Source organism: Rothia endophytica, assembly GCF_928381505.1.
GTDB classification, from domain to species: domain Bacteria; phylum Actinomycetota; class Actinomycetes; order Actinomycetales; family Micrococcaceae; genus Rothia; species Rothia endophytica_A.
This window is the reverse complement of record NZ_CAKMSJ010000005.1, coordinates 136,182-158,620: the sequence shown is the minus strand read 5'-3', so window position 1 is coordinate 158,620 and position 22,439 is coordinate 136,182. Positions and strand designations below refer to the sequence as shown.

Sequence of the window (22,439 nt, the reverse complement as noted above, 5' to 3'; positions counted from 1 at the left end):
TTCGAGCAACCGTTAGTTTTCCTCCTCGAATAGCCCCGATGCCAGATAGTCTTTCTCGTCTTTGACGCCCGGCGGGATGGCAAAGACCGCGCTACCAGTGTGGCGCAAGTACTCACTAAGAGCATCAGATTTCATCATGGTGCGCAGCATTGGAACAAAGTGAGTGCGAGGGTCGCACACATAGGCGATGAAGAAGAGCCCAGCGTCCAGATGCCCTAGCCCATCGCTACCATCGGTGTAGTTGAAGCCGCGGCGTAGCATCTGCACTCCCCCGTTCTGGTCAGGGTGCATGAGGTGCACATGAGAATTGGCGGGGATGATGGGGCCGTTTCTACCCTTCATGGCGAAGTCTGGGGCATCAAATTCACCACCACCCGAGAGCGGTGCGCCTTCACGCTTGGTACGCCCAATAATGTCTTCTTGCTCCCGCAGAGGTGCTCGGTCCCAAGGCTCAATCAGCATACGGATGCGGCGGGTGGCGCAGTAGGAACCACCCTGCATCCAGGCGGGGTTACCCTCCGATGTCTGGGGCGTTGCCCACACATGTTGTTTCAGCAGTTCCTCCTCTTCAACCTTCAGGTTGGCGGTGCCGTCTTTGAAGCCAAAGAGGTTACGCGGGGTCACCTGCGCGGTAGAAGTTGAGGATGTTCTGCCAAAGCCTAGCTGGCTCCAAGCTACTGCGGCCCGCCCGGCTGCGATTCTTACCAGGTTGCGTACGGCGTGCACCGCCACCTGCGGATCATCGGCACAGGCCTGGATGCATAAATCCCCTCCGCTACGTGCCGCCTCGAGCATATCCCCGCTCATCTTGGGGATATCCTCCAGTGCTGGAGGTAACTGACCCTCGAGCCCAAAGCGGGCGACACCATCTGCGTCAATAAAAAGCGAACGCCCCAGCCCAAAGGTAAGCGTCAGATGGGAGGCGCTGAGATCCATAGCTTCACCCGTATCATCGGGCGGAGCATTCAGCGGCCTCTCCTCACCCACCGGTTCACCTGCCATCAGCTGACGGGCTGCTACCGTCCAGTCCCTTAAGAGTTCTTGCAACTCTTCGCGGGATTCAGTGGTGACGGTTAGAGCCACGAAATGTAAGCGATCCTGCACCGGAGTAACGATGCCGCTCTGGTGTTGCCCAAAAAATTCATGGGAGTCAGTAGGCGCCTGTTCTGCGCTTTCTTCTGTAGCGCCGCATGCTACAGCGCCCACGGCTGTGGCTAAGCCCAACCCACCCAGCAGAGCTGTGCGTCGGCTCAGACCCGGAAGATAGTCAGAATCTTTCATCATGGTTCCTTGAGATTTAGACAAGGACGCCGGTGAGCTGAGAGAGGGGCTCACTCAGAGCATCAATAGCGTCAGAAAGTTCGCGCACCTGCTCCTCGCTCAGCTCGGTATAAGCAACGAATCCCTCACCGTCTCGGTGCTGATCAAGCAGGCTCTGAATATCGGTGAACTTGGCGTCGATGGTTTGAGCCAGCTCAGCGTCCTTGGATTCCAGCAGAGGCCGGACATCCTCGAAAGCCACCCTAGCGCCATCAATGTTGCCCTGGAAGTCGGAAAGGTCGGTGTGTGACCAGATTTCCTCTTCACCGGTGACCTTGGAGAAGGCCACCTCATCGAGCAGGCTCTTAGCACCATTGGTGATTTGATCCAGGGTTAGTTCCAGGTCTCGGGTCTGATCGTAGAGGCTCTGGGTGTCTTCCTTAAGTTTGGTGGCGGCTTCTTTGCGCTGGCTCTCGGTCAGCGGTGTATAAGCCTTACCGTCGTTATCTTCTGCGGTAGGTTGCCAGAGGTCCTTTTCAATCAGGTGCCAGCCGGTCCAGGTCTGCCCCTCTTCAAGGTCAGCCTCACGGAGGTCCAGTAGTGGGTCAAGATCACCGAATGACTCAGCAACCGGTTCAATCCGTTCGTAGTGCAGACGAGCAGCGGCGTAGAGTGAGCGGGCTTGTTCGTCATCCCCGGCAGCGTAAGCATCTGCAAAAGCATCGGTCTTGGTTTTGAGCTGCTCAGTCTGGTCTTTGACGTAAGCAGTGTACTGGGTGATAGCGGTATCGCGCAGAGCCTGCTCATCCGCAGACACGGGGCTAGCGTCTGGGTTGGCAGCAACGGTTAGGTCACCGATAATTCCATCCCCCACCATTCCAGGCTTGCAGCTGGTTTTATAGGTGCCTTCTGCAAGATTGACGGTCAGGTCCCGGGTGATACCGGGGCCGATGTTCTCCACCTCTGAAATAATGCGCAGACCGTCCTCAGCCAAAACGTAGAACTCAGTCACCTGGCTGCCGTCATTAGTGACTGAGAAGGTATTTTTACCAGCCTTAACCTCGGTGGTCGATAGGTTACATTCACTTTCGGTAGACGATACCATCACCGCTCCGTCTGCCGAGTTGGATGCCGTGTTATCGGTGCAGCCGGTCAGTGCCAGCAGAGTCACGGTGAGTGCTACGCCGGTGGTTGTGGGAGAAATTTTCATGGTGTTACCTTTTCGGAATGAGGGTTAGGACGCCGCTGCCAGCTTTGCTGCGGGCTTGGGTGCCTTGTGCTTGGTCAGGAAGATTGTGAGCACGGTACCGGTGTATAGCAACCATGCACCTGCTTCAAGCCAGGTGGTGGCCGGTGAGAAGTTGAAGATTCCCTTGAGTAGCGTGCCAACCAGTGAGGTAGGTGCAATGACGTGGGAAAGGTCAAAAGCCAGGTGGTGCAGGCCAGGCAGAATACCCGCCTCTTGCAGGTCGTGCACTCCGTAGGCGAGCACACCTGCGGCAATAAAGATCAAGAAAATGCCGGTATAGCGGAAGAAGGTTACAAGGTTGAGTTTCAAAGCCCCGCGCATGATAAGCCAGGCCAGGGCGATGGCAATCAGAATACCCAAAAGTGCACCGACCAAGGCGGTTGCACCGCTGCCTGCAGACTGGGAGGCAGCCCAGAGAAAGAGCGCTGTTTCTAGCCCCTCGCGCCCTACCGCCAGCGCTGCAATGGTTATAACGGCAGCCGTGCTTGCCTGGGCGGCATCAATTTTCTGCCCCAGTTCCTGGGAAAGGTGCTTAGAGTTTTCTGCCATCCAGAAAATCATCCAGGTGACAAAGCCAACGGCGATAATGGAGAGCGTGCCTCCGATAACCTCTTGCGCCTCAAAGGTGAGGCCGCGCGGCCCAAAGGTCAGAAGCGCTCCAAAACCCAGCGATACACATACAGCGGCGGCGACACCCAGCCAAATTTTAGGCACGAGACGCGCTTTGCCGGTTTTACGGACATAGGCGAGTAGCAGACCAACCACCAAGGCGGCTTCTAGCCCCTCGCGCAGGCCAATGAGAAAGTTTTGAAACATGGTTCTCTTCTACACTGAAGACATTTACTTAGGCTCACCTATCATACGCCTTAATGTGCTCTAAATACGACCTGTTGCTAACCTTCGTTCAAATATTTCTGACAGGCGCACAAAAGGACGCCGCCACTCCCCCAAACGGGGAGCAGCGGCGCCCTTATCAGCTTAGAAAGCTAGAGCTTAGGCAGCCTTGGGAGCTGAGGTATCCTCAGGCAGGTTGTCCTTAGCGATCTTAACCAGTGCTGAGAAAGCAGCGGGCTCGTTGACAGCCAGCTCAGCCAGCATACGGCGATCAACCTCAACCTCAGCAGCCTTCAGGCCCTGGATGAAGCGGTTGTAGGTCAGACCTTCTGCACGGGCAGCTGCGTTGATACGCTGAATCCAGAGACGACGGAAATCGCCCTTCTTCTTACGACGGTGGTCGTAGCTGTAAACCAGTGAGTGAATGACCTGCTCTTTAGCCTTACGGTAAAGGCGTGAACGCTGGCCACGGTAGCCGGATGCGCGTTCAAGGATTACTCGGCGCTTCTTGTGCGCGTTAACCGCGCGCTTCACACGTGCCACGTGTGTCTCCTAACATCTATGTCCTGGCAACTAATAACCTAGCGTTGCGCAGGAGAGAAATAATTATCTACTTTGGTGCGACCTTACCAAGAAGGGAAGGTCAAAGCTTCATCAAGAAGACGGTTTTACTTACCGAGCATCTTCTTGATGACCTTGGCCTGACCGCCTTCGACGATCTGGTCAGATGCCAGACGGCGGGTCACGCGTGATGACTTGTGCTCAAGGTAGTGACGGCGGTTGGCCTGCTGGCGCTTAACCTTGCCGGTACCGGTGAGCTTGAAGCGCTTTTTTGCACCAGAGTGGGTCTTCTGCTTCGGCATGAGCCGATTCTCCTTACGTTCTACCCTCCCGCCCTCTCGGGCGATGAGGAACTCTACACTAAACGAACACCGCAGTAGCGGGCCCGTCTATGAAAGGGGTTTGGTTTTCACGCTGCATCAACCACCTGACCGTGAGGACGGCGGGATTATGCGTAAATTTTTGACCTTGCGCCGCACATATTGCATGCGGCACCGGTAGTCTAACCAGTTCCTTATTCGGCTGACGCCTGCGCCTTGAGCTCAGCAGGCATTGCATCTGCCAGCGAGTTAGTTACAGGGGTTGCCTCAGTGGTGTTAACGCGTTCGCGACCCTTGCGGCTGCTCTCCTGCTGGGCGTCACGGCGGACTTCCTGCTTACCGCGTAGCGGGGCAAGAACCATCACCATGTTACGACCGTCAACGCGAGGCTTCGATTCAATCGAGCTCACCTCAACCAGGTCATTCGCCATGCGCTCGAGCAGACGCACACCCATCTCGGGGCGCTGCTGTTCACGACCACGGAACTGAATCATAGCCTTGACCTTGTCACCACCGGCAAGGAAACGACGTGCGTGCCCTACCTTGGTTTCGTAGTCATGGGTGTCAATTTTGAGGCGGAAACGGATTTCCTTCAGCGAGGCATTAACCTGCTTCTTGCGAGACTCACGAGCCTTGACAGCGGCTTCGTACTTGTACTTGCCGAAGTCCATCAACTTGCACACGGGCGGCTTAGCGTTAGGGGCAACCTCAACCAGGTCGAGATCGGATTCCTGAGCAAGACGCAGTGCATCTTCTACACGGACAATACCGACCTGTTCACCACCGGGGCCGACGAGACGGACTTCCGGAACGCGAATACGGTCGTTAATGCGGGGATCGCTAATGACTAAGCTCCTGTTGCTTGTAGGGATATACCCGTGAATTTCTCTCGGGGACTAAAAAAGCCCCCATTGTGGTAACGCAAACGGAGGCTTATAACCCTGACCTCAACTGCACGCAACAAAATACTGCGGCCTTGAGGCCAAAACCCGTCAACCCTGGAGCTGATTCGGGTGGGAACTAAAAACGTTCCGCTTGCAAACACCTTAGAACTCTACGTGCTTTGCCCCCATTTATCAAGGCTTAGAGGCCCCTTTCAAGGATTAAAAGGCAATAAAATGCCCGAGTGTGACCGGCGATTCACACCGGTCGCAACCTATGTGAGATTCTAGTAACCATGAGTAACGAATCTACCTACCGTTTTGAAGACCAACAGCCCGATGAAGGCCACCTCCCAGAAGGTGTAACCGCTGAGCAGGTCAGAGAAGTCAACGCCCAGATGCGGGATATCGCCGAAGTTCCAGCAGTTGAGGTCATCACCACCGCCGCAGTCCACCTGATGAGCGCCGCCGCCGTCAAGTGTGGGCTAGGTGCAGAAGAAAACGCCGCTGACCTCAAAGATCTGGACGAAGCTCGCAAACTGATCACTGCCCTGGCAGGTTTTGTCACCGCGGCGGCACCAGAAATTGGCTCACAGCATGCCGCTCCCCTGCGTGACGGCCTGCGCTCCCTGCAACTGGCCTTCCGCGAAGCTTCAGCCTTCCCCGACAAGCCAGGTCAGGGCCCCGGCGAAAAGTTCACCGGCCCGGTCTTCTAAAAGGACGTTCCTGCCCCGCGTAGGAGAGCAAAGGTGGGCATCCCGTAAGTCAACTGGTCGGGGCTGGCGTGAATCGCGTGCGAGCTCTGCGAGCCTGCGAGAGGGTCAGTCGACGGAGGGATGCCCCCCTTAGCTCTGCATAGCTTGTGCCGGTATCGTCCTTTCGTCCCTAGCTATGAGGCAGCCGCTAGGGAGATTTGCACGGAGTCAACCAGCTCAGAGATGACCGGGTTGATGGCCAGCCCCTGCTGGAAGGTCTGCACGGTGTGGTTGAGCTGGTCTTGTGTAAGACCCGGTGCTAGGCGCAGGGTAATTTTTAATTCGGGCCCGTGACCGCCGCCTGCGAGCACTGTGCCGTCTGCTGTGCGGCTATAGACTCCCTGGCCCGGAGCTGCCTCAACAGCAGTCACTGAGGGGATAGGGGCAGCGATGTCCTGGAGTGCCTGGGCTACCTGCGGGTTGCGGTAGGAGGGCACCCATTCCTGACCTTTAGCGATGGCCCAGAAGGCCGGGCGGCGCAGTACAAAAGTCAGGTTTTGACCGGGATTGATAACAATCAGCTGGTTTTCGTCTTCCACCGCTGACAGGGCCGTTTTGCGCATATCTGCAGCAACGGGTCGAGCTAAATCGTGCCAGCCGGTCAAAGCGTCCACCGCTGTAAAGATGGGTAACGCCTTACGGCCGTCCGGAGCCTGAATACTAACCAGAGCCATATCTGATTCTTTATCTGAGACTAACCCAGCTTCGGTGATTTCTGCCTGGGAGAGCTGGGCTACGACGGGGGCGAAAATACGCACGTTGCGCAGGGCATCGACCACTGCAGCTTCATCAACCTCGCCGGCAACAAAAGCGTCAAATACCTGTTGCAGAGCTGGGTCAGTCGTACCCTGGTCGCCCGGGTACTGGTGAGTGTGGCTGGTGCCCTCAGCAAGGTTTCGCCCTTCCCAGGGCTGCCCGCCGGTGTCAGTTTTCTGCCCGGCACTGGCCAGTTGTGCGGCGATGTGGGCAGGCAGGTCGCGTTTAGCTCCACCGCCGACACCGTGCCCGTGGGTATGGGCACGGTGCACTCGGTCCGAGAAGTCGGTCATTAGGGGCGGCCTGCTACATCAAGTGCCTGCTGCAGGGTGAACTTGCCTGCGTAGAGGGCCTTACCGGTGATGGCACCTTCAACGCCGTGGGGAACCATGGTGCGCAGAGCAGCAATGTCGTCCAGGGTAGCGATACCACCGGAGGCAACTACCGGTTTATCGGTGCGTTCAGCAACCTTGCGCAGCAGTTCCAGGTTGGGGCCCTGCAGGGTGCCATCCTTGGTAACATCGGTAACTACGTAGCGGGCGCACCCGTCTTCATTCAGGCGGTCAAGCACCTCCCAGAGGTTGCCGCCCTCTTTAGTCCAGCCGCGAGCAGCAAGAACATCCCCGCGGACGTCCAGCCCAACTGCGATGACATCCCCGTGTTCAGCGATGACTTTACGGGTCCAGTCGGGGTTTTCCAGTGCGGCGGTGCCCAGGTTAATGCGAGCAGGGTTGAGGGAGAGCGCACGCTCCAAAGAAGCGTCGTCGCGAATACCACCGGACATCTCAACCTTGATGGTTAGCTCCTGGGCCACTTCAGCCAGAATGTCAATGTTGTCACCGCGGCCAAATGCGGCGTCCAGGTCAACGAGGTGCAACCATTCTGCGCCGGCGTTCTGCCATTCGAGGGCCGCTTCGAGGGGGCTGCCGTAGCTGGTTTCAGAGCCAGCCTCACCCTGGACCAGGCGCACAGCCTGACCATCGGCAACGTCTACTGCGGGCAATAGTTCAAGTCGTTCAGTCATAGTTTCTCCTAAAAATGAGGTTTTTTACCCGTAGTTGAGCACAATGTATAGGCCGTAGCCCGCGAAGCCGAGCCCTACCAGCAGCAAAATAAGCTGGGCTATCCAGGTAATTTTCTGTCGGTAAAAAGAGTAGGCACCGCCTATAAACATCATGCCAATGGTCATCAGCAGCAGGCCTGAGGTAGAAGCGGACATTTAGGCCTCCTGCACTGTGATACGGCCGGTCACCGGCAGGGTGTTCAACCAGTTACGCAAGAGCTTAATACCTGCTTCCCCTGATTTTTCGGGGTGGAATTGGGTCGCCGATAAAGGCCCATTTTCGACGGCGGCGATGAAGTCGCTTCCGTGATGGGACCAGGTGACCTGAGGGGGCACCATAGATTCGATGTTCTGGTCAAAGTCCCAGGTCTGCACGCCGTAGGAGTGCACGAAATAGAAGCGCTCGTCTTCGATCCCAGCAAAGAGGCGGGAGTTAGCCGGCGGGCGCACCGTATTCCAGCCCATGTGGGGCACCACATCAGCTTGGAGCTTTTCGACGGTTCCGGGCCACTCACCCAAACCTTCGGTGTCAATACCGTGTTCAACGCCGTGCTCAAACATCACCTGAAGACCAACGCAGATACCCAGAACTGGGCGCCCACCAGCCACGCGACGTCCGATCATTCGGATAGTATCTGCTTGCTTGAGACCGTCCATCACGGCCTTGAAAGCACCAACCCCGGGCACCACCAGACCATCAGCGCCCAGCACATCTGTCTCGCGACGTGACAGGAGCACTTCTGCTCCGGCTTCCTCAAGGGCACGAACCGCTGAACGGACGTTTCCCGCGCCATAATCCAGAACGACAACTAAAGGTTTCTGTTGGGGCTCTGTCATTTAGAGGGCTCCCTTAGTGGAAGGGATACCTGCGTGGCGGGGATCTGGTTCTACTGCCTGACGTAGGGCCCGTGCCAGTGCCTTGAACTCAGCTTCAGCGATGTGGTGGGGATCGCGGCCACCCAGCAGGTTGATGTGAAGGCAAATACCGGCATGGTAAGCAAAAGCTTCAAATACATGACGCACCATCGAACCGGTAAAGTGCCCACCGATGAGGTGGAACTCGAACCCGGCAGGTTCACCGGTGTGCACCAGGTAGGGGCGGCCTGAGATATCAACAACCGCCGACGCCAGGGCTTCATCCAGGGGCACCGTTGCGGTACCAAAGCGGCGAATGCCGGCCTTATCGCCCAGTGCTTGACGAAGAACCTCGCCCAGCACGATGCCGGTGTCCTCTACGGTATGGTGCACATCGATGTGGGTGTCCCCCGAGCACTTGATGGTCATATCAATGAGTGAGTGCTTAGAGAGCGCGGTCAGCATATGGTCATAGAAAGGTACGCCGGTGTCGATGTTTGACACTCCGGTGCCGTCCAGATTGATTTCCACGCTGACCGATGACTCGCTTGTTGTGCGCTCCATCTTTGCGATGCGGGGGCCTAGGCCAGTTGATGTTTCGTGGGGTACTGCCATGTCTACCTCAATATATGGTGTGGTCAAGAAAAATTATCGCTCGAATGTCTCGATGTAGGCCGTCATATGCTCTAAGAATGCACTGGTTTCTGCCTCTGTTCCGGCGGTGACTCGCAAGTAGCCGGGTATACCGTTATCGCGGACCAGGACGCCGGCATCCAGTAAGTATTGCCAGGCCGCTTTCTCGTCCTTCAGGCCTCCGAAAAAGACAAAGTTTGAGTCTGATACCGCAGGCTTGAGGCCCAAGCCGGTCAGATGATCTACGATGCGATCGCGCTGCGCCCGAATATCATCGACATTAGCCAGGAGTTGCTGGCGGTGGCGAAGGGCAGCTACAGCGGTCGCCTGGGTGACTGCCGAAAGATGGTATGGCAGGCGAACCAGGCGGACGGCGTCGCAGACAGTGGGGGCCGCTGCGAAATAACCAAGGCGAGCTCCCGCAAGGGCAAAGGCCTTGCTCATGGTTCGAGTAACAATCAGGTTGGGACGCCCAGGGAGTAGTGTCAGGGCATTTTGGGAGCGGTCTTGGGCAAATTCAGCGTAGGCCTCATCGACCACTACAATGCCGTTATCAGCTGCAACTGCCTCATAAACAGCCTCGATCACGGCCAGGTCAAGGCCGGTACCGGTGGGGTTGTTGGGTGAGCACAGAATGACGATATTGGGGCGGTGCTCCCGAATCTGAGCAAGGGCCGACTCGATGGACAGGGAATAGTCTTCTGCACGGTAGCCAGCAATAAAGGTGGTGTTGGTGCCGTCCGCGAGGAGGGGATACATAGAGTAGGTGGGCACAAAGCTCATGACGCTTCGGCCGGGGCCACCAAAGACCTGCATGATTTGCTGCAGAATCTCGTTGGAGCCATTTGCTGCCCAAAGATTCTCTGCGGTCAGACCGTGACCAAGATAGGTTGCTAATTCCTGCCGCAAAACAGAAAATTCGCGATCGGGGTAGCGGTTGAGCGTAAGAGCTGCGGCAGCTACATCGCGAATAATCGCCTCTACAACCTCAGCGGGCATAGAGTGTGTATTCTCGTTAACGTTGAGCGTCACGGGCACATCTATCATGGGCGCGCCGTAGGGCGAACGGCCCCGCAAATCATCGCGCAACGGGAGGTCAGAGAGAGAATCCATAGAATTAGTCACCCCACCAGTCTAGCCGCGCTAGCTCATATCGAACATTTTATTTCGAAGTGTAGACCGGCACCTCAAGCACCTGACCAGGCTCAACCCGGGCAGTACTCAAATCATTAATCTGCATGATGTGGTTAATGACGTCTCGGTTGTCCTGCCCCGGGGCAACTTTAGCAGCAATGGACCAGAGTGAGTCACCGTGCATCACCGTCATGGTTGAACTCACCTGGGTTGCCATGTCGGAGGTCGAGCTCTTCGCTTCGCCCGGGCTCATGAAGGCCAAGGCCCCCAACACAACGAGTACAGCAAGGGTTAGTGCAGGGATGCCACGGAAAACCAAGCGGCCTTTACGAGTAAGACGCACTGCCCCTCCCAGAAATCCATGCTTTTTCTGTTTGCTGATGTTCTGAGGAGCCTGAGACGCAGAAGCTGCGGTGAGGAGCTGACCCTGCTGAGCGGGCCTAGCTACAGCTGCACCAGCGCTGTGTTGTCTCCTAAAAGTTCCAGGCTCAACGGTACGAATACGATACTGGGGTGAAGAGAAAGTTGAGTTAGCCTTTGAACCTGAACGCTGGCCGGCGTCAGCCTGTGCCTGCAATGAGGTGAGGGGCTTCTTCACGGAAGCGGGAGCCATAAAATCCGGTAGGGCGATAGCGCTCATGTGTCCTTCTCCTAACGACTGCTCAAACATTCAACCACCGGTCGAATGAATGTTCTAAAAAATCTAGTACTTATGTTCTATCAGAAAAATCGAACATAGTCGAGAAAAATTAGAACAAATGTTTGAATAAACTGTTTTGGTGGCATAGTCTTAGAAGACCACCTAACTCAGTAGACAACGGGTGGCTGACATTTTAGGACCAACAGAGACGAGCACACCGTGAGCGAACGCACTCAGCACACTCCGGCCAGCCCTAGAAATAAGGGGTCTCGCCCGCTTACCGCCCGCCAGAAAAAAATTCTTGAGGCAATTTCAGAGGCCATCGATGAGCACGGTTATCCGCCGTCCATGCGCGAAATTGGTGACCTCGTAGGTTTAGCGTCTCTTTCTTCGGTGACTCATCAGCTGACCCGTCTTGAAGAGATGGGCTACATTCGCCGTGACCCCAAACGACCGCGTGCTATCGAAATTCTTGGTGAGGGTGAGCAAGCGGAACCAGCTGCAGAGACCTCTGTGCTTCGTTTGCCCCTGCTGCCCACCTTCGAACAGAGCAGCGAAGACTTAGCGACGGTGCCGCTGGTTGGTCGCATCGCAGCTGGCTCTCCGATTGCCGCTGAGCAATCAATTGAGGATGTTATGACCCTGCCCCGCCAGCTGGTGGGAAACGGTGACCTCTTCATGCTGAGGGTCAAGGGTGATTCTATGGTTGACGCCGCTATCTGTGACGGTGACTGGGTCGTGGTCCGCACCCAAAATACCGCTCAAAACGGCGACATCGTTGCAGCACTCTTAGAGGACGAGGCCACAGTAAAAACCTTCCGCCAGCGTGATGGTCACACCTGGCTTCTGCCCCAGAACACCCAGTATGAACCAATCCTGGGTGACCGAGCCACCATCATGGGTAAGGTCGTTTCGGTTCTGCGTAGCCTCTAACTTGCTCAATACCACCTCATATAAGGAGGGCTAGGTCATGCTCACCTAGCCCTCCTTATTTATCTCTACCCCTATGGGCTCTCGACAGTCTGTGCCAGACGCTCCAAAGCTCCAAGCACGACGTCCTTATTTTGGGTCGCCCAAAAAGGCGGCAACGTTTTCACCAGGTAGCTACCGTACCGCTGGGTAGCAATTCTTGAATCCAGAACCGCAACAACGCCACGGTCGTTGACCGAGCGCACCAGGCGACCTGCGCCCTGTGCCATACGAACAGCCGCGTGAGTGGCCGATACCGCCATAAAGCCATTGCCACCGTTCTGGGCGACAGCACGCGAACGTGCTTGTGACAGCGGGTCATCAGGCCGAGGGAAGGGGATGCGATCCATGATGACCAGTCGGCAGGAATCACCCGGCACGTCCACGCCCTGCCACAGGCTCATGGTGCCAAAGAGACAGGAGTTTGTATCGTCACCAAATTCTTTAACCAGTGCACGCAGGGATGATTCCCCCTGTAAGAGGATATTGAGGTCAGTTCGCTCACGAACGTATTCGGCGGCAAGTTCAGCACCTCGTTTAGAAGAAAAGAGGCCCAGCGCACCGCCGCCCGAGGCGGTCACTAGCTCGACGATTCGGTCCAGCTGTTCCGTTGATACTCCGCGTCCTGGCTTGGGTAAATCTGATGCTAGGTAGAGAACGCCCTGTTTAGGGTAGTTGAAGGGTGAACCTACATCGATGGCATCCCAGCGTGGTGCGCCTGAACCCATCAGACCCAGGGCGCCAGCTGTTGCTTCAAAGGACTCCCCCAGCGCCAGTGTTGCCGAGGTGAGCACCACGGTGCGGCCGTCAAAGAGACCCTCACGCAGATACCCCGCCACAGAAATAGGTGCGATGTTGAGGGTTGCAGGGTCATCATCAGACGCTGCCACGTAACCACGCCCCGGTTCCCACGAACCCTGGCGGGATACCCAAATCACCTGGTACTGAGGGTCTGCTTGCAGCATCTTCTCGGCGGTATCGTGCACCTCGGTGAGGCTGGCACGCGTCATCTGCCGTCCAGCATCTGAATCCTTTTCACCAGACTTGGTATCGGTGAGGGCAGAACGAGCGGCATCTCGTACCTGTTCCATTGCCGCAGCAACACGGTCAGGCAGACCCCTCGCCATCAGTTCAGCGGGCACACCATTGAGAGCATCATCCAGCTTTAGAGCAGCCTGCTCTAGAGCCTTATGGTCGGCGGTGGTGTGTTTGCGGACGCTACGAGCGACTTTGCTGACCATGAGCGGTGAAAGTCCACCAGTCACCGCACCGGTCACTCGGTCCGCGAGTTCGTGGGCCTCGTCGATAATGACGATCTCGTGTTCAGGCAGAACATTGACACCCTCAAAGGCGTTGATAGCCAACAGTGCGTGGTTGGTGATGACGATATCTGCATCGGCTGCCTGGGTGCGGGCATTTTCGCTAAAGCATTCCTCAATGAGGGGGCACTTACGCCCCAGACATTCCGAGGCTGTTACAGCAACCTGCCGCCAGGCACGGTCACTGACGCCGGGAAGCAGCTCATCGCGGTCGCCGGTATCGGTAGTCTGCACCCAGGAGCGCAGGCGAAGAATCTCCTCGCCCAGTTTGCCGGTAGCGCCGGTAGCAGCATCCATTTCAAAGAGGGTTTCACCGTCATCCTCAGGGTAGCCGCCTTCAACCTTGTGCAGGCAGGCATAGTTGTTCCGGCCCTTGAGAATGGCTACATCAGTTTCGTGTTCGGGCTGGTCCCCCAGCGCCTCGAGGAGGCGTGGGATATCGCGGTTAACAATCTGGGACTGTAGCGCCAGGGTGGCGGTGGCAACGATGATGGGTTTCTCGCTGTGCTGGGCGGCAACAATAGCAGGGACCAGGTAGCCCAGAGACTTACCGGTGCCGGTGCCAGCCTGAACCAGCAGGTGCTTTTCAGCATCCAGCGAACGGGCAACGTGTGCTGCCATGGTACGCTGACCATCCCGTTTCTGGCCCCCGCTACGCTCAACCACCGTGTCAAGAAGTTCTAAAGCCGGTTTTGCACCGGGCAGGGTTTCTAACTCCTGCCCGGTGGGTGCGCTGACGGTTTTACTCATTAGCGGACGGTTTCGACGGCGCCAGCAGCCACCGCCTCATCGATTTCGGGCTGCAGAATTTCATAAAGCTCATCGTCTAGAACGAACTCCGATAGTTCTGAGGCCACCTCATCGCGCACCAGCGCTTGAACGTAGGTGCCATCAGAGACAAAGGCAGTACGCAGGATTTCCGCGTCCCACTGATGCAGGCGGGAAACAATCTCACCGTGGGCATAGGGCACCAGCAGATTGAGTTCAATGGAGGGGCGAGGAATGGTGTCAGCAATTTTCTGCTGCAGTTCCTCGATGCCTTCACCGGTACGGGCAGAGACCGCCACGTGGTTGGGTTCGCGCTGACGCAGGCGTTCAACCACGTAGGGATCCGCAGCATCAACCTTGTTGAGCACGATAATCTCAGGAATGTTCTGAGCTTCAACCTCTGTAATGACTTCACGAACCGAGTGAATCTGACCCTCGGGGTCAGGGTGCGATACATCGACCACGTGGACAATTACATCAGCATACGCCACCTCTTCGAGGGTGGAGCGGAAGGCCTCAACCAGCTGAGTGGGCAGTGAGCGCACGAAACCTACGGTGTCAGAGAGGGTGTAGCCAACCCCATCTGGAGTTTGCGCCTTACGCACGGTGGGGTCAAGGGTGGCGAAGAGAGCGTTTTCGACCAGTACACCGGCGTCCGTCAGGCGGTTAAGGAGCGAGGATTTACCGGCGTTGGTGTAGCCGGCGATAGCCACCGAGGGCACTCGGTTTCGCTTGCGGTTAAGACGCTTGGTTTCGCGAGCCGGTGCCATCGCAGCGATTTCGCGCTTGAGCTTAGCCATGCGGGCGCGCAGTCGACGGCGGTCCAGCTCAATCTTGGTTTCACCGGGCCCACGCGAGCCAATACCTTCACCACCGGCAGCACGGCCACCTGCCTGACGAGAAAGGGAAGCACCCCAACCTCGCAGACGCGGCAACATGTATTCAAGCTGGGCTAGCTCAACCTGGGCTTTACCTTCGCGGGACTTTGCGTGCTGAGCAAAGATATCCAGAATCAGAGCGGTTCGATCAATGACCTTAACCTTGACGATGTCCTCGATAGCACGACGCTGTGAGGGTGCCAGTTCGGCGTCCACAATCACCGTATCGGCACCTGTCGATTCAACAATATCTTTGAGTTCGAGCACTTTACCGGAGCCCAAGAAAGTACCGGGGTCGGGCTTGAGTCGGCGTTGTACAAGACCATCCAGAACCTCAGAACCAGCGGTCTCAGCCAGCGCAGCCAGCTCCCGCAGAGAGTTCTCCGCCTCAGCCAGGGTTCCTTCGCTCCAGACACCTGCCAGCACTACGCGTTCAAGGCGCAGCTGGCGGTATTCGACCTCAGTGACATCTTCAAGCTCGGTCGACAGGCCAGCAACGCGGCGCAGTGCCCGGCGTTCTTCAAGATCCTGCTGTTCACCATCGTAGGAGGAGTGTTCGCTCTGGTTGTTTGAAAGCTCGCGAGCGCGTTCGCCCAGCACGTTGCCGCTGCTTTCTGCCCTGCCCAGCACCCGGTCAACGGTGAGGCGGAGCTGCTCATCAGATGGCAGATTGGTGGTCTGGCTGGGGTGTGCGTTTTCGGTCATAGTGCCTTTCTCGGGTTAGAAACTGTGTTCTATTCTACCGGGGTGGGAGGGCTAGGGGCAGAGGGTGCGGGTTAAAAGGCGGGGGTGTTCTTTGGTGGCTTAAGCCCCGGTGGCTATCGAGCAATGGGTTGTTCTCGTCAGATATTCCGCACCGTCCACCAAGTGGGCCGGGTGCCGTAAAATGGTGGTCTATGAGTTCAGCGCACTATTTTTCTGAAAACCCCACCGGCGACTTCACCCCCAAGCCCCTTTCTGTTGAGCTGGCTGGGCAGAAAGTCACTGTAATGACAGCGGGCGGTATTTTCAGCCCCGGTGGTGTGGATAAGGGCACCAAGATATTGCTGGACGAGGCTCCTGCACCTACCGGTCAAAACCTCCTGGATATTGGGTGCGGCTGGGGCCCTATTACCCTCGCCTTGGCGATGTGGGCACCAGAAGCTGCGGTCTACGGTGTTGATGTGAACTCTCGTTCTGCCCAACTCACCGAGATGAACGCAGCTCAGCTGGGGCTGTCCAACGTGACGGTGGGTAGCCCAGAGTCACTACCCGAGGGTCTCACCTTTGACACCATCTGGTCTAACCCTCCCATTCGAGTGGGTAAAGAGGTCTTGCACGAGATCATGCACCGGTGGCTCCCCCGGCTCTCCCCCGGCGGCTCTGCCTACCTGGTGGTCCAAAAGAACCTGGGGTCTGACTCTCTGCACAAGTGGCTGAGCGCTCAGTTCCCGGCCTTGGAGGTTAGCCGTTACGCTACCTCCAAGGGCTTCCGCATTCTGCAGGTGCACAACCCCGCAGATTAACCATGAGAGTTTGAGCGGCCGCGTTCTAGCAGCCGCCACCTCTCGCTTTCTCCCTAGCCGAGGAGAATCTTACCCACCATGGTGGCGGGGCCTGCGAGGACGACGTGTTCGAGTTCATCCGGTCCGAGCACAAAAGTGACTGCTAGGGTTCCACCGGGGACGCGCACCAGCCATTCGTCGGGGGCGTCGTCTCCACCCCAGAAGCGGGTGGCTGCTGCGGCTGCGCAGGCGCCGGTGCCACAGGAGAGAGTTTCGCCGACGCCGCGTTCGTGCACGCGCATGCGGATTTGACCGATATTCTCGGTGGCTGGGTCACCGTCTTCTGCTGAGATTTCTTCGGGGACCACGAATTCGACGTTGGTGCCTTCAGGTGGCCGAGGTGAAACTTTAGGGGCTTCGTGGAGGTTGAGTCCATCCAGTTTGCCGTCGGTCCCTAGCATGACCACGGTGTGGGGGTTACCCATGGTGATGGAGAGTGCGCCGCGCGGGGTTTTGAGGCCCTTAGCGGTCACCTGGGCGTCAGTGCCGTTATCGCGTGCCATGTCACCGTTGATAAAGCCCCAGGGGCCCATATCGATGGCGTAGCCAGTATCAGTTTTAGCCACGGCTTTGACACCTGCTCGGGTTCCGATGAGGAGGCGTCCACCTTCTTCAAGTTCTATCAGGCCTTCACTGAGCAGGTAGTCCACGAAAGCGCGCACGCCGTTGCCGCACATCTCAGCGATGGAACCATCACCGTTACGGTAGTCCATAAACCATGTTGCCTCGGGATGAGCTTCTAGCAGATGGCTGGCAAAGTCCAGATTTTTGGTTTTGACCGCGCGGATAAACCCGTCTGCACCAATGCCGAAGTGGCGGTCAGCTACCTGTGCAATCAGTTCAGCAGGAAGGTCCAGCTCACCTAATGGGTCAGTGATAAAAATAAAATCGTTGCCCGTTGCATGCCCCTTCGTCAGGGTTTTGCCGGTGAGGTCTCCCCAGACAGGAGCTTCATATACATGGGTAGCCACTGGTATCCCTTTCGGTCGTTGGTCTCACAATAGACCTCTTCATCTGCCCCTCAGTCTAGTTGCTCCGGGCAGGGTTTGTAGCCTCAAACTGTCGGATAGCCTCTATCGCTCGGTCTGGTTTCTCAGCATCTGACCAGTCCAGCCAGGTAACCCTAGGGTCAGCCGAGAACCAGGTGATCTGCCGGCGTGCGAACTGGCGAGTTGCGGTCACTGTATCGTCGATGGCTTCTTCCACCGTGTACTTCTCGCCCTGAGGCAACTGGCCGCGCTCAGCATCCAAAAGGCGCAAGAATTCACGGTAGCCGATAGCTCTAGAGGCCGTCTTGCCCTGGCGTAGTCCCTGTGCCTCCAGTGTCTCTACTTCCGCCAGCAGACCGGCCTTTTCCATGAGAACCACCCGCTCATGCAGGCGTTCGTGCAGCTGTGCCCGGTCTCCGTTAAGACCAATTTGCAGGGAAGGCTGGACATACTGACGGGTAGGCATAAAGGACGAAAAGGGCCGACCGGTCACCTGGTAGACCTCCAAGGCTCGCACCAGCCGGCGGTCGTCCTTGACCCGTGCCGCTGATTCAGGGTCTACCTGCAGCAGCCGGGCGTGTAAAACACCGGGGCCCTTGGCTTTGAGTTCATCTTCCAATGCAGCACGTACATCTGGGTCCGTATCTGGGAACTCCAGCACATCTAGAGCTGCTCGTACGTAGAGACCAGAGCCGCCCACCACGATGGGATAACGGCCACGGCCCTGAATTTCAGCAATCCTCTGACGCACCTGCTGCTGAAAAACGGCGACCGAAGCTTCCTCGGTGACGTCCAGAATATCCAGCATGTGGTGGGGCACCCCGCTCATTTCCTCAGCGGTAACTTTAGCGGTGCCGATGTCCATACCGCGGTAGAACTGCATGGAATCAGCGTTGATGCACTCCCCCCCTAGGGTTAAGGCCAGGTCGATAGCAAGATCAGACTTGCCGCTACCCGTTGGGCCGACGATGGCAATGACCGGCAGAGCACCCGCGACAGTGGCGTGCGCCAGCTCAGCGGTTACATCAGCGGAAGATGTCATGAGCGCTTCACGATGGTCGGGAAACCCAGTGATACCGGTGAGCCGGGGACCTGGGTGGTGCCGGTACCACATGAGTCAGCCTGTGCTCGGTCCCAGGCATCCCCTGCACGCGAGCGGCGCACCGAGTACTGGCTGGCGTCCGGGTCTGAAATCAGGTGGAAAGAACCGGCTTCGGTGATGGGTAGGGTGACCAGGTCACCGGGGCGGGGCACCTCGCAACCTGCGGGCACTGAGAAGTGCACCAGACGCTGATCTCGGGCACGGCCAGAAAGTCGGTGGGTCTGCTCAGCCTTGCGCCCTGATTCAGCGGTGACCATGAGCTCAACGGTCTTGCCCATCTGCTTACGGTTCTCTTCACCGGCAATGCGGTCCTGCAGGGCAGTCAGGCGCTCATACCGTTCCTGCACCACAGCCTTGGGTACCTGGTGAGGCATGGTAGCAGCCGGGGTGCCGGGGCGGATCGAGTACTGGAAAGTAAAAGCCGAGGAGAAGCGTGACTCTTCAACCACGCGCAGAGTCTCAGCGAAGTCTTCTTCAGTTTCACCGGGGAAGCCCACAATGATATCGGTGGTAATAACAGCCTCAGGGATGCGCTCGCGCACCTTCTCCAGAATCCCCAAGAACTTCTTGGAGCGGTAGGAGCGCTTCATATCTTTAAGCACCTTATCCGAACCGGACTGCAGAGGCATATGCAGCACGGGCATGACGTTGGGGGTCTCTGCCATTGCATCAATGACATCATCAGTGAACATGGCAGGGTGAGGGCTGGTAAAACGGACGCGTTCTAGACCCTCAATCTCACCGCAGGCCCGCAGTAGTTTAGAAAAAGCCTGGCGGTCGCCAAAACCTACACCGTAGGAGTTGACGTTCTGGCCCAGCAGGGTGACCTCAATAGCGCCGTCGTCTACCAGTGCCTGTACCTCAGCCAGGATCTCACCGGGGCGGCGGTCCTGTTCCTTACCGCGCAGGGAGGGCACAATGCAGAAGGTGCAGGTATTGTTACAGCCGACCGAGATAGAGACCCAGCCGGAGTAGACCTTATCGCGTTTGGTGGGCAGGGTTGAGGGGAAAACCTCAAGGGATTCCAGCAGCTCAGCCTCAGCTTTGTTATTGTGGCGAGCGCGTTCAAGCAGGGTGGGAAGTGAGCCAATGTTATGGGTGCCGAAAACCACATCGACCCAGGGGGCCTTTTCAATGATGGTGTTTTGGTCCTTCTGCGCCAGACAGCCACCCACAGCAATCTGCATATCGGTGTGAATATCTTTGACTTGCTTGAGCATGCCCAGATTGCCGTAGAGCTTGTTATCGGCGTTCTCGCGTACCGCGCAGGTGTTAAAGACCACCAGGTCAGCACGCTCGCCGTCCTCAGCGGGCACATAGCCGCTGGATTCCAGCAGACCGCTCATGCGCTCTGAATCATGTACGTTCATCTGACAACCAAACGTGCGCACTTCGTAGGTGCGGGTTTTGGTTGTTTCTTCTGGCTTCTCTACTGATACGTCAATACTCACTTCTCTAGGGTACTAGATAGGCGATAATGGTGACTATGTCAGCTTCGTCCCCTCGCTTCGCCGCACTGGTAGCGGCTGCAGCTGCCGCTTACACTCCGTCCAGCACTGAGTCACCGGTGACCTCGGCTGCTTTTGCGCGACTGGCTACCTCCATGCTTGAGTTTGCTGAGCAGGCGTCAGGACGTCGAGTGGGCGCGGCAGAGATTTTGTCAGCCGGTATGCGGTCGGTGGTTTTGCGCCTGGTCTTCGATGAGCCGGCTACTCCCTCGGGTAGTACCGCGAGCGCTAGGAGTAGCTGCGTCGTCAAGTTTTTCCGCCGTCGCGATGCTGCTAGTAATTCTGGGGGCTTTGGTTACCTGAGAGAAAAGCACGGTCTAGCCGCCTTGGGTGAACTGGTGCCGGGGGTCTACCCGCAACTACTTGCCGCCGATGATGGCCGCCGCATTCTCATGATGGAAGACCTAGCTGCAGGTGGCACCGGCGAGCTAAAAAGCTGCGCTGAACTCATGGTCCAGGGGTCTCAGCAAGCTGCCCTAGCTCTGCGAGCTTACCTAGACCTGTGGACGGCGGTGCTCGGCTCCCCTGCCCAGCAGAAGACCATTGAAGGGTTCAGGCAGCAGCTGTCGCTAGCTGACCCCAAAGCAAGCAGTCCCGGTTCACTCACTTCCCCCGCTCTAGCTCTCAAGGGGCTAGAGCGAATGGTTGCTAGCGGTGATCTGCCTGCAGATCACCTTGCCCGCGCAAGGGGTAAAATAGAGACCCTTTTGGCAACCAGCCCCCACCAGTCGGTGTTAACCAGTGGAGATTTCTCACCCCTCAATGTGGTCTTATTCGTTTCCCCACCCTCTAGCCTGAGCACGGGGAACCTAGCAGTCAGGGCTCTCGATGCCGAGGGCAGCGCCTGGCATCATCCCGCCCTGCTCATTGCTGAAGTTCTCTTAGGCTTTCCATCGACACCGGGTCCGTCACTGACCGCCTACCTGAGCGAAAGACAGCTTCAGGAAGCAGCCCTCATGCTGGCACAGCATCTCTACCCCGGCGTCCTCACCATAGAAGAACTGACCGGCCTGCCAGAAGTCGAGGCCGCAGTAGTAATTATTCAAAGTATTCGCGCCGAACAAGCCGGCAGCTAGCCAAGCCCATCAACCTGCTGATCTGCCACACGCTACACAGCTCACCACCGGGAGACTAAAAACCTCAACGTACAATCTAAGATGACACACACCCACCCTCTCTCGAAAGCTGATCTATGCCCCATAACATCACCTCCAGCGTAGCTGCCTACCAGCGCCCTGCCCCCACCCTGAGCGTCCTGCAGGGTATCGCACTCATTTTCGGCACCAATATTGGCGCCGGTATTCTCAGCCTGCCCTACGCCGCTCGAAACGGCGGCTTCCTGGCACTCGCGATAGCTCTGGCCATTGCGGGCCTGCTCACGACCTTCTCCATGATGTACATTGCTGAGGTTTCCCAGCGCACCAAAGAGCCCCTGCAGCTTTCAGGCCTTGCAGAAAAGTACCTGGGACAAGCCGGCAGATGGATTATCTTTGCTGCCATCATGGTTAACAGCATCGGCGCCCTCATTGCCTACGCTGCTGGTTCAGGTTCGCTACTGAGCAATCTCACCGGGCTTCCGCCGCTGGCCGGTAGCCTTCTCTTCTTCTTGGCAGGCTCCTTCATCATGTACAAGGGATTGCACACTACAGGCTTGGTCGAGGGGCTGATCACTACCGGCATGGCAGCCATCATCCTTGCTCTCTCGCTCTGGACCATTCTGGGCCCCGGGATCACCTTCGAAAACCTGCTGGTGCTGCACCCCTTCTTCATCATCCCCATCATGAACCTGGCGGTCTTCACCTTTATGGCTCAGTACGTCGTACCTGAGCTGGTACGAGGCCTGGGCGATACCAACCCTCGTGCTATTCCCACTGCTCTGGTGGGTGGCATGGCGGCCACCGGCTTTACTCTGGCTTTGGTTCCCTTTGTGGCACTCGGTTTACTGGGCGAGAACGTCTCAGAAGTAGTTACCCTCTCCTGGGGCGAAGCTCTAGGGCCCGTTGCTTACTACCTTGCTAACATCTTCGCGCTACTTGCCATGTTCACTTCTTTCGTTGCCATCGGCTACACCGCCATGCGCAACATCTTAGATATTGGCCACTGGCACGAGAAAGGCCGCCAGCGCCTCATCGCTGTGCTTCTCACCGTTGTGCCTCCTCTCGCGATTTCTCTCGCGGGTCTGGGTGGCTTCGTTTCGGCACTCAGCTACGCCGGCGGCTTCGCAGGTGCTGCCATGTCTATTCTGCCGGTGCTCATGCTGCATGCTGCCCGTAAAAAGGGCGAGCTGCAGCCGGTCTGGGCGGTCACCTGGCAGGCCCACCCCATCATCCAGGGCCTACTCATCCTCACCTACATGGTCGCCTTCATCTACTCCCTGGCTGCCATCTTCGGTCTACTTCCCACCGGCTGGGCTTAGAAGCC

General features: G+C 57.3%; 23 protein-coding genes. 5 read left to right on the top strand and 18 right to left on the bottom strand.

Annotated elements, in window-relative coordinates; all coding sequences use genetic code 11:
- Window positions 1–12: 12 nt before the first annotated feature.
- The 6 genes from efeB to infC all read right to left on the bottom strand — a co-directional run bounded on the left by efeB (window position 13) and on the right by infC (window position 5,042).
- Window positions 13–1,284: an iron uptake transporter deferrochelatase/peroxidase subunit gene (gene efeB, locus L6990_RS07915; protein ID WP_237203568.1), complete on the bottom strand. Its 1,272-nt coding sequence runs from the start codon at window positions 1,282–1,284 to the stop codon at window positions 13–15.
- A 13-nt stretch (window positions 1,285–1,297) separates the two neighbouring features.
- Entirely contained in the window at window positions 1,298–2,470 is a 1,173-nt protein-coding gene (gene efeO / locus L6990_RS07910) for an iron uptake system protein EfeO (protein WP_237203567.1), read from the bottom strand.
- 24 nt (window positions 2,471–2,494) lie between these two features.
- A complete protein-coding gene (gene efeU, locus L6990_RS07905; RefSeq protein WP_237203566.1) occupies window positions 2,495–3,325 on the bottom strand; it encodes an iron uptake transporter permease EfeU in 831 nt (276 codons plus the stop codon).
- A gap of 177 nt (window positions 3,326–3,502) precedes the next feature.
- Window positions 3,503–3,886: a 50S ribosomal protein L20 gene (rplT, locus tag L6990_RS07900; RefSeq protein ID WP_237203565.1), complete on the bottom strand. Its 384-nt coding sequence runs from the start codon at window positions 3,884–3,886 to the stop codon at window positions 3,503–3,505.
- 125 nt (window positions 3,887–4,011) lie between these two features.
- Window positions 4,012–4,206 carry a 50S ribosomal protein L35 gene (rpmI, locus tag L6990_RS07895; protein WP_237203564.1) on the bottom strand — a complete coding sequence of 65 codons (195 nt, stop codon included), beginning with the start codon at window positions 4,204–4,206 and terminating at the stop codon, window positions 4,012–4,014.
- 212 nt (window positions 4,207–4,418) lie between these two features.
- Entirely contained in the window at window positions 4,419–5,042 is a 624-nt protein-coding gene (gene infC, locus L6990_RS07890) for a translation initiation factor IF-3 (protein ID WP_409349927.1), read from the bottom strand.
- A gap of 359 nt (window positions 5,043–5,401) precedes the next feature.
- Between infC and L6990_RS07885 the strand changes: the two genes are divergently transcribed.
- Entirely contained in the window at window positions 5,402–5,821 is a 420-nt protein-coding gene (locus L6990_RS07885; RefSeq protein WP_237203563.1) for a DUF1844 domain-containing protein, read from the top strand.
- A 173-nt stretch (window positions 5,822–5,994) separates the two neighbouring features.
- Here the strand turns inward: L6990_RS07885 and L6990_RS07880 are convergent, their stop codons facing one another.
- From L6990_RS07880 to L6990_RS07850, 7 genes are read right to left on the bottom strand one after another with little or no spacing between them, the layout of a single operon-like run.
- Window positions 5,995–6,909, bottom strand: coding sequence for an SseB family protein (locus L6990_RS07880; RefSeq protein WP_237203562.1), 915 nt, complete (start codon window positions 6,907–6,909; stop codon window positions 5,995–5,997).
- Window positions 6,909–7,640 (bottom strand): bifunctional 1-(5-phosphoribosyl)-5-((5-phosphoribosylamino)methylideneamino)imidazole-4-carboxamide isomerase/phosphoribosylanthranilate isomerase PriA, encoded by a 732-nt coding sequence (gene priA, locus L6990_RS07875; protein ID WP_237203561.1) that lies wholly within the window; start codon window positions 7,638–7,640, stop codon window positions 6,909–6,911. The genes L6990_RS07880 and priA overlap by 1 nt, the downstream gene beginning before the upstream one ends.
- Window positions 7,641–7,664: 24 nt before the next feature.
- Complete coding sequence (locus L6990_RS07870; RefSeq protein WP_237203560.1) at window positions 7,665–7,835, bottom strand: hypothetical protein; 171 nt, start codon at window positions 7,833–7,835, stop codon at window positions 7,665–7,667.
- Entirely contained in the window at window positions 7,836–8,516 is a 681-nt protein-coding gene (gene hisH, locus L6990_RS07865; RefSeq protein ID WP_237203559.1) for an imidazole glycerol phosphate synthase subunit HisH, read from the bottom strand.
- Window positions 8,517–9,149 carry an imidazoleglycerol-phosphate dehydratase HisB gene (hisB, locus tag L6990_RS07860; protein ID WP_237203558.1) on the bottom strand — a complete coding sequence of 211 codons (633 nt, stop codon included), beginning with the start codon at window positions 9,147–9,149 and terminating at the stop codon, window positions 8,517–8,519.
- Window positions 9,150–9,182: 33 nt separating this feature from the next.
- A complete protein-coding gene (locus L6990_RS07855; RefSeq protein ID WP_440480490.1) occupies window positions 9,183–10,280 on the bottom strand; it encodes a histidinol-phosphate transaminase in 1,098 nt (365 codons plus the stop codon).
- A 49-nt stretch (window positions 10,281–10,329) separates the two neighbouring features.
- A complete protein-coding gene (locus L6990_RS07850) occupies window positions 10,330–10,941 on the bottom strand; it encodes a LysM peptidoglycan-binding domain-containing protein (RefSeq protein ID WP_237203556.1) in 612 nt (203 codons plus the stop codon).
- 219 nt (window positions 10,942–11,160) lie between these two features.
- Here L6990_RS07850 and lexA point away from each other — a divergent pair, with 219 nt between their 5' ends.
- Window positions 11,161–11,874 carry a transcriptional repressor LexA gene (gene lexA, locus L6990_RS07845; protein ID WP_237203555.1) on the top strand — a complete coding sequence of 238 codons (714 nt, stop codon included), beginning with the start codon at window positions 11,161–11,163 and terminating at the stop codon, window positions 11,872–11,874.
- A 71-nt stretch (window positions 11,875–11,945) separates the two neighbouring features.
- Here the strand turns inward: lexA and L6990_RS07840 are convergent, their stop codons facing one another.
- Entirely contained in the window at window positions 11,946–13,979 is a 2,034-nt protein-coding gene (locus L6990_RS07840) for an ATP-dependent DNA helicase (RefSeq protein WP_237203554.1), read from the bottom strand.
- Window positions 13,979–15,580 (bottom strand): GTPase HflX, encoded by a 1,602-nt coding sequence (hflX, locus tag L6990_RS07835; protein ID WP_237203553.1) that lies wholly within the window; start codon window positions 15,578–15,580, stop codon window positions 13,979–13,981. The genes L6990_RS07840 and hflX overlap by 1 nt, the downstream gene beginning before the upstream one ends.
- A gap of 191 nt (window positions 15,581–15,771) precedes the next feature.
- On the opposite strand from hflX, the gene L6990_RS07830 reads away from it, so the two are divergent.
- The gene (locus L6990_RS07830) at window positions 15,772–16,380 is read left to right on the top strand and encodes a class I SAM-dependent methyltransferase (RefSeq protein ID WP_237203552.1); all 609 of its coding nucleotides are present in this window, start codon (window positions 15,772–15,774) and stop codon (window positions 16,378–16,380) included.
- Between the two features lie 53 nt (window positions 16,381–16,433).
- On the opposite strand, the gene dapF is transcribed toward L6990_RS07830, so the two are convergent.
- The 3 genes from dapF to miaB are packed head-to-tail and all read right to left on the bottom strand — an operon-like array spanning window position 16,434 to window position 19,961.
- Entirely contained in the window at window positions 16,434–17,390 is a 957-nt protein-coding gene (gene dapF, locus L6990_RS07825) for a diaminopimelate epimerase (protein WP_237203551.1), read from the bottom strand.
- A gap of 55 nt (window positions 17,391–17,445) precedes the next feature.
- Entirely contained in the window at window positions 17,446–18,450 is a 1,005-nt protein-coding gene (gene miaA, locus L6990_RS07820; protein WP_237203550.1) for a tRNA (adenosine(37)-N6)-dimethylallyltransferase MiaA, read from the bottom strand.
- Window positions 18,447–19,961: a tRNA (N6-isopentenyl adenosine(37)-C2)-methylthiotransferase MiaB gene (gene miaB, locus L6990_RS07815; protein WP_272879275.1), complete on the bottom strand. Its 1,515-nt coding sequence runs from the start codon at window positions 19,959–19,961 to the stop codon at window positions 18,447–18,449. The genes miaA and miaB overlap by 4 nt, the downstream gene beginning before the upstream one ends.
- A gap of 35 nt (window positions 19,962–19,996) precedes the next feature.
- Between miaB and L6990_RS07810 the strand changes: the two genes are divergently transcribed.
- A complete protein-coding gene (locus L6990_RS07810; protein ID WP_237203549.1) occupies window positions 19,997–21,094 on the top strand; it encodes a hypothetical protein in 1,098 nt (365 codons plus the stop codon).
- Window positions 21,095–21,210: 116 nt separating this feature from the next.
- The gene (locus tag L6990_RS07805; protein WP_237203548.1) at window positions 21,211–22,434 is read left to right on the top strand and encodes an aromatic amino acid transport family protein; all 1,224 of its coding nucleotides are present in this window, start codon (window positions 21,211–21,213) and stop codon (window positions 22,432–22,434) included.
- The last annotated feature ends 5 nt before the right edge of the window (window positions 22,435–22,439 follow it).

Coding starts and splice junctions, on each gene's coding strand:
- efeB (WP_237203568.1), bottom strand. CDS start 1,284: ATGATGAAAGATTCTGACTATCTTCCGGGTCTGAGCCGACGCACAGCT.
- efeO (WP_237203567.1), bottom strand. CDS start 2,470: ATGAAAATTTCTCCCACAACCACCGGCGTAGCACTCACCGTGACTCTG.
- efeU (WP_237203566.1), bottom strand. CDS start 3,325: ATGTTTCAAAACTTTCTCATTGGCCTGCGCGAGGGGCTAGAAGCCGCC.
- rpmI (WP_237203564.1), bottom strand. CDS start 4,206: ATGCCGAAGCAGAAGACCCACTCTGGTGCAAAAAAGCGCTTCAAGCTC.
- L6990_RS07885 (WP_237203563.1), top strand. CDS start 5,402: ATGAGTAACGAATCTACCTACCGTTTTGAAGACCAACAGCCCGATGAA.
- L6990_RS07880 (WP_237203562.1), bottom strand. CDS start 6,909: ATGACCGACTTCTCGGACCGAGTGCACCGTGCCCATACCCACGGGCAC.
- priA (WP_237203561.1), bottom strand. CDS start 7,640: ATGACTGAACGACTTGAACTATTGCCCGCAGTAGACGTTGCCGATGGT.
- L6990_RS07870 (WP_237203560.1), bottom strand. CDS start 7,835: ATGTCCGCTTCTACCTCAGGCCTGCTGCTGATGACCATTGGCATGATG.
- hisH (WP_237203559.1), bottom strand. CDS start 8,516: ATGACAGAGCCCCAACAGAAACCTTTAGTTGTCGTTCTGGATTATGGC.
- hisB (WP_237203558.1), bottom strand. CDS start 9,149: ATGGCAGTACCCCACGAAACATCAACTGGCCTAGGCCCCCGCATCGCA.
- L6990_RS07855 (WP_440480490.1), bottom strand. CDS start 10,280: ATGGATTCTCTCTCTGACCTCCCGTTGCGCGATGATTTGCGGGGCCGT.
- L6990_RS07850 (WP_237203556.1), bottom strand. CDS start 10,941: ATGAGCGCTATCGCCCTACCGGATTTTATGGCTCCCGCTTCCGTGAAG.
- L6990_RS07840 (WP_237203554.1), bottom strand. CDS start 13,979: ATGAGTAAAACCGTCAGCGCACCCACCGGGCAGGAGTTAGAAACCCTG.
- hflX (WP_237203553.1), bottom strand. CDS start 15,580: ATGACCGAAAACGCACACCCCAGCCAGACCACCAATCTGCCATCTGAT.
- L6990_RS07830 (WP_237203552.1), top strand. CDS start 15,772: ATGAGTTCAGCGCACTATTTTTCTGAAAACCCCACCGGCGACTTCACC.
- miaA (WP_237203550.1), bottom strand. CDS start 18,450: ATGACATCTTCCGCTGATGTAACCGCTGAGCTGGCGCACGCCACTGTC.
- L6990_RS07810 (WP_237203549.1), top strand. CDS start 19,997: ATGTCAGCTTCGTCCCCTCGCTTCGCCGCACTGGTAGCGGCTGCAGCT.
- L6990_RS07805 (WP_237203548.1), top strand. CDS start 21,211: ATGCCCCATAACATCACCTCCAGCGTAGCTGCCTACCAGCGCCCTGCC.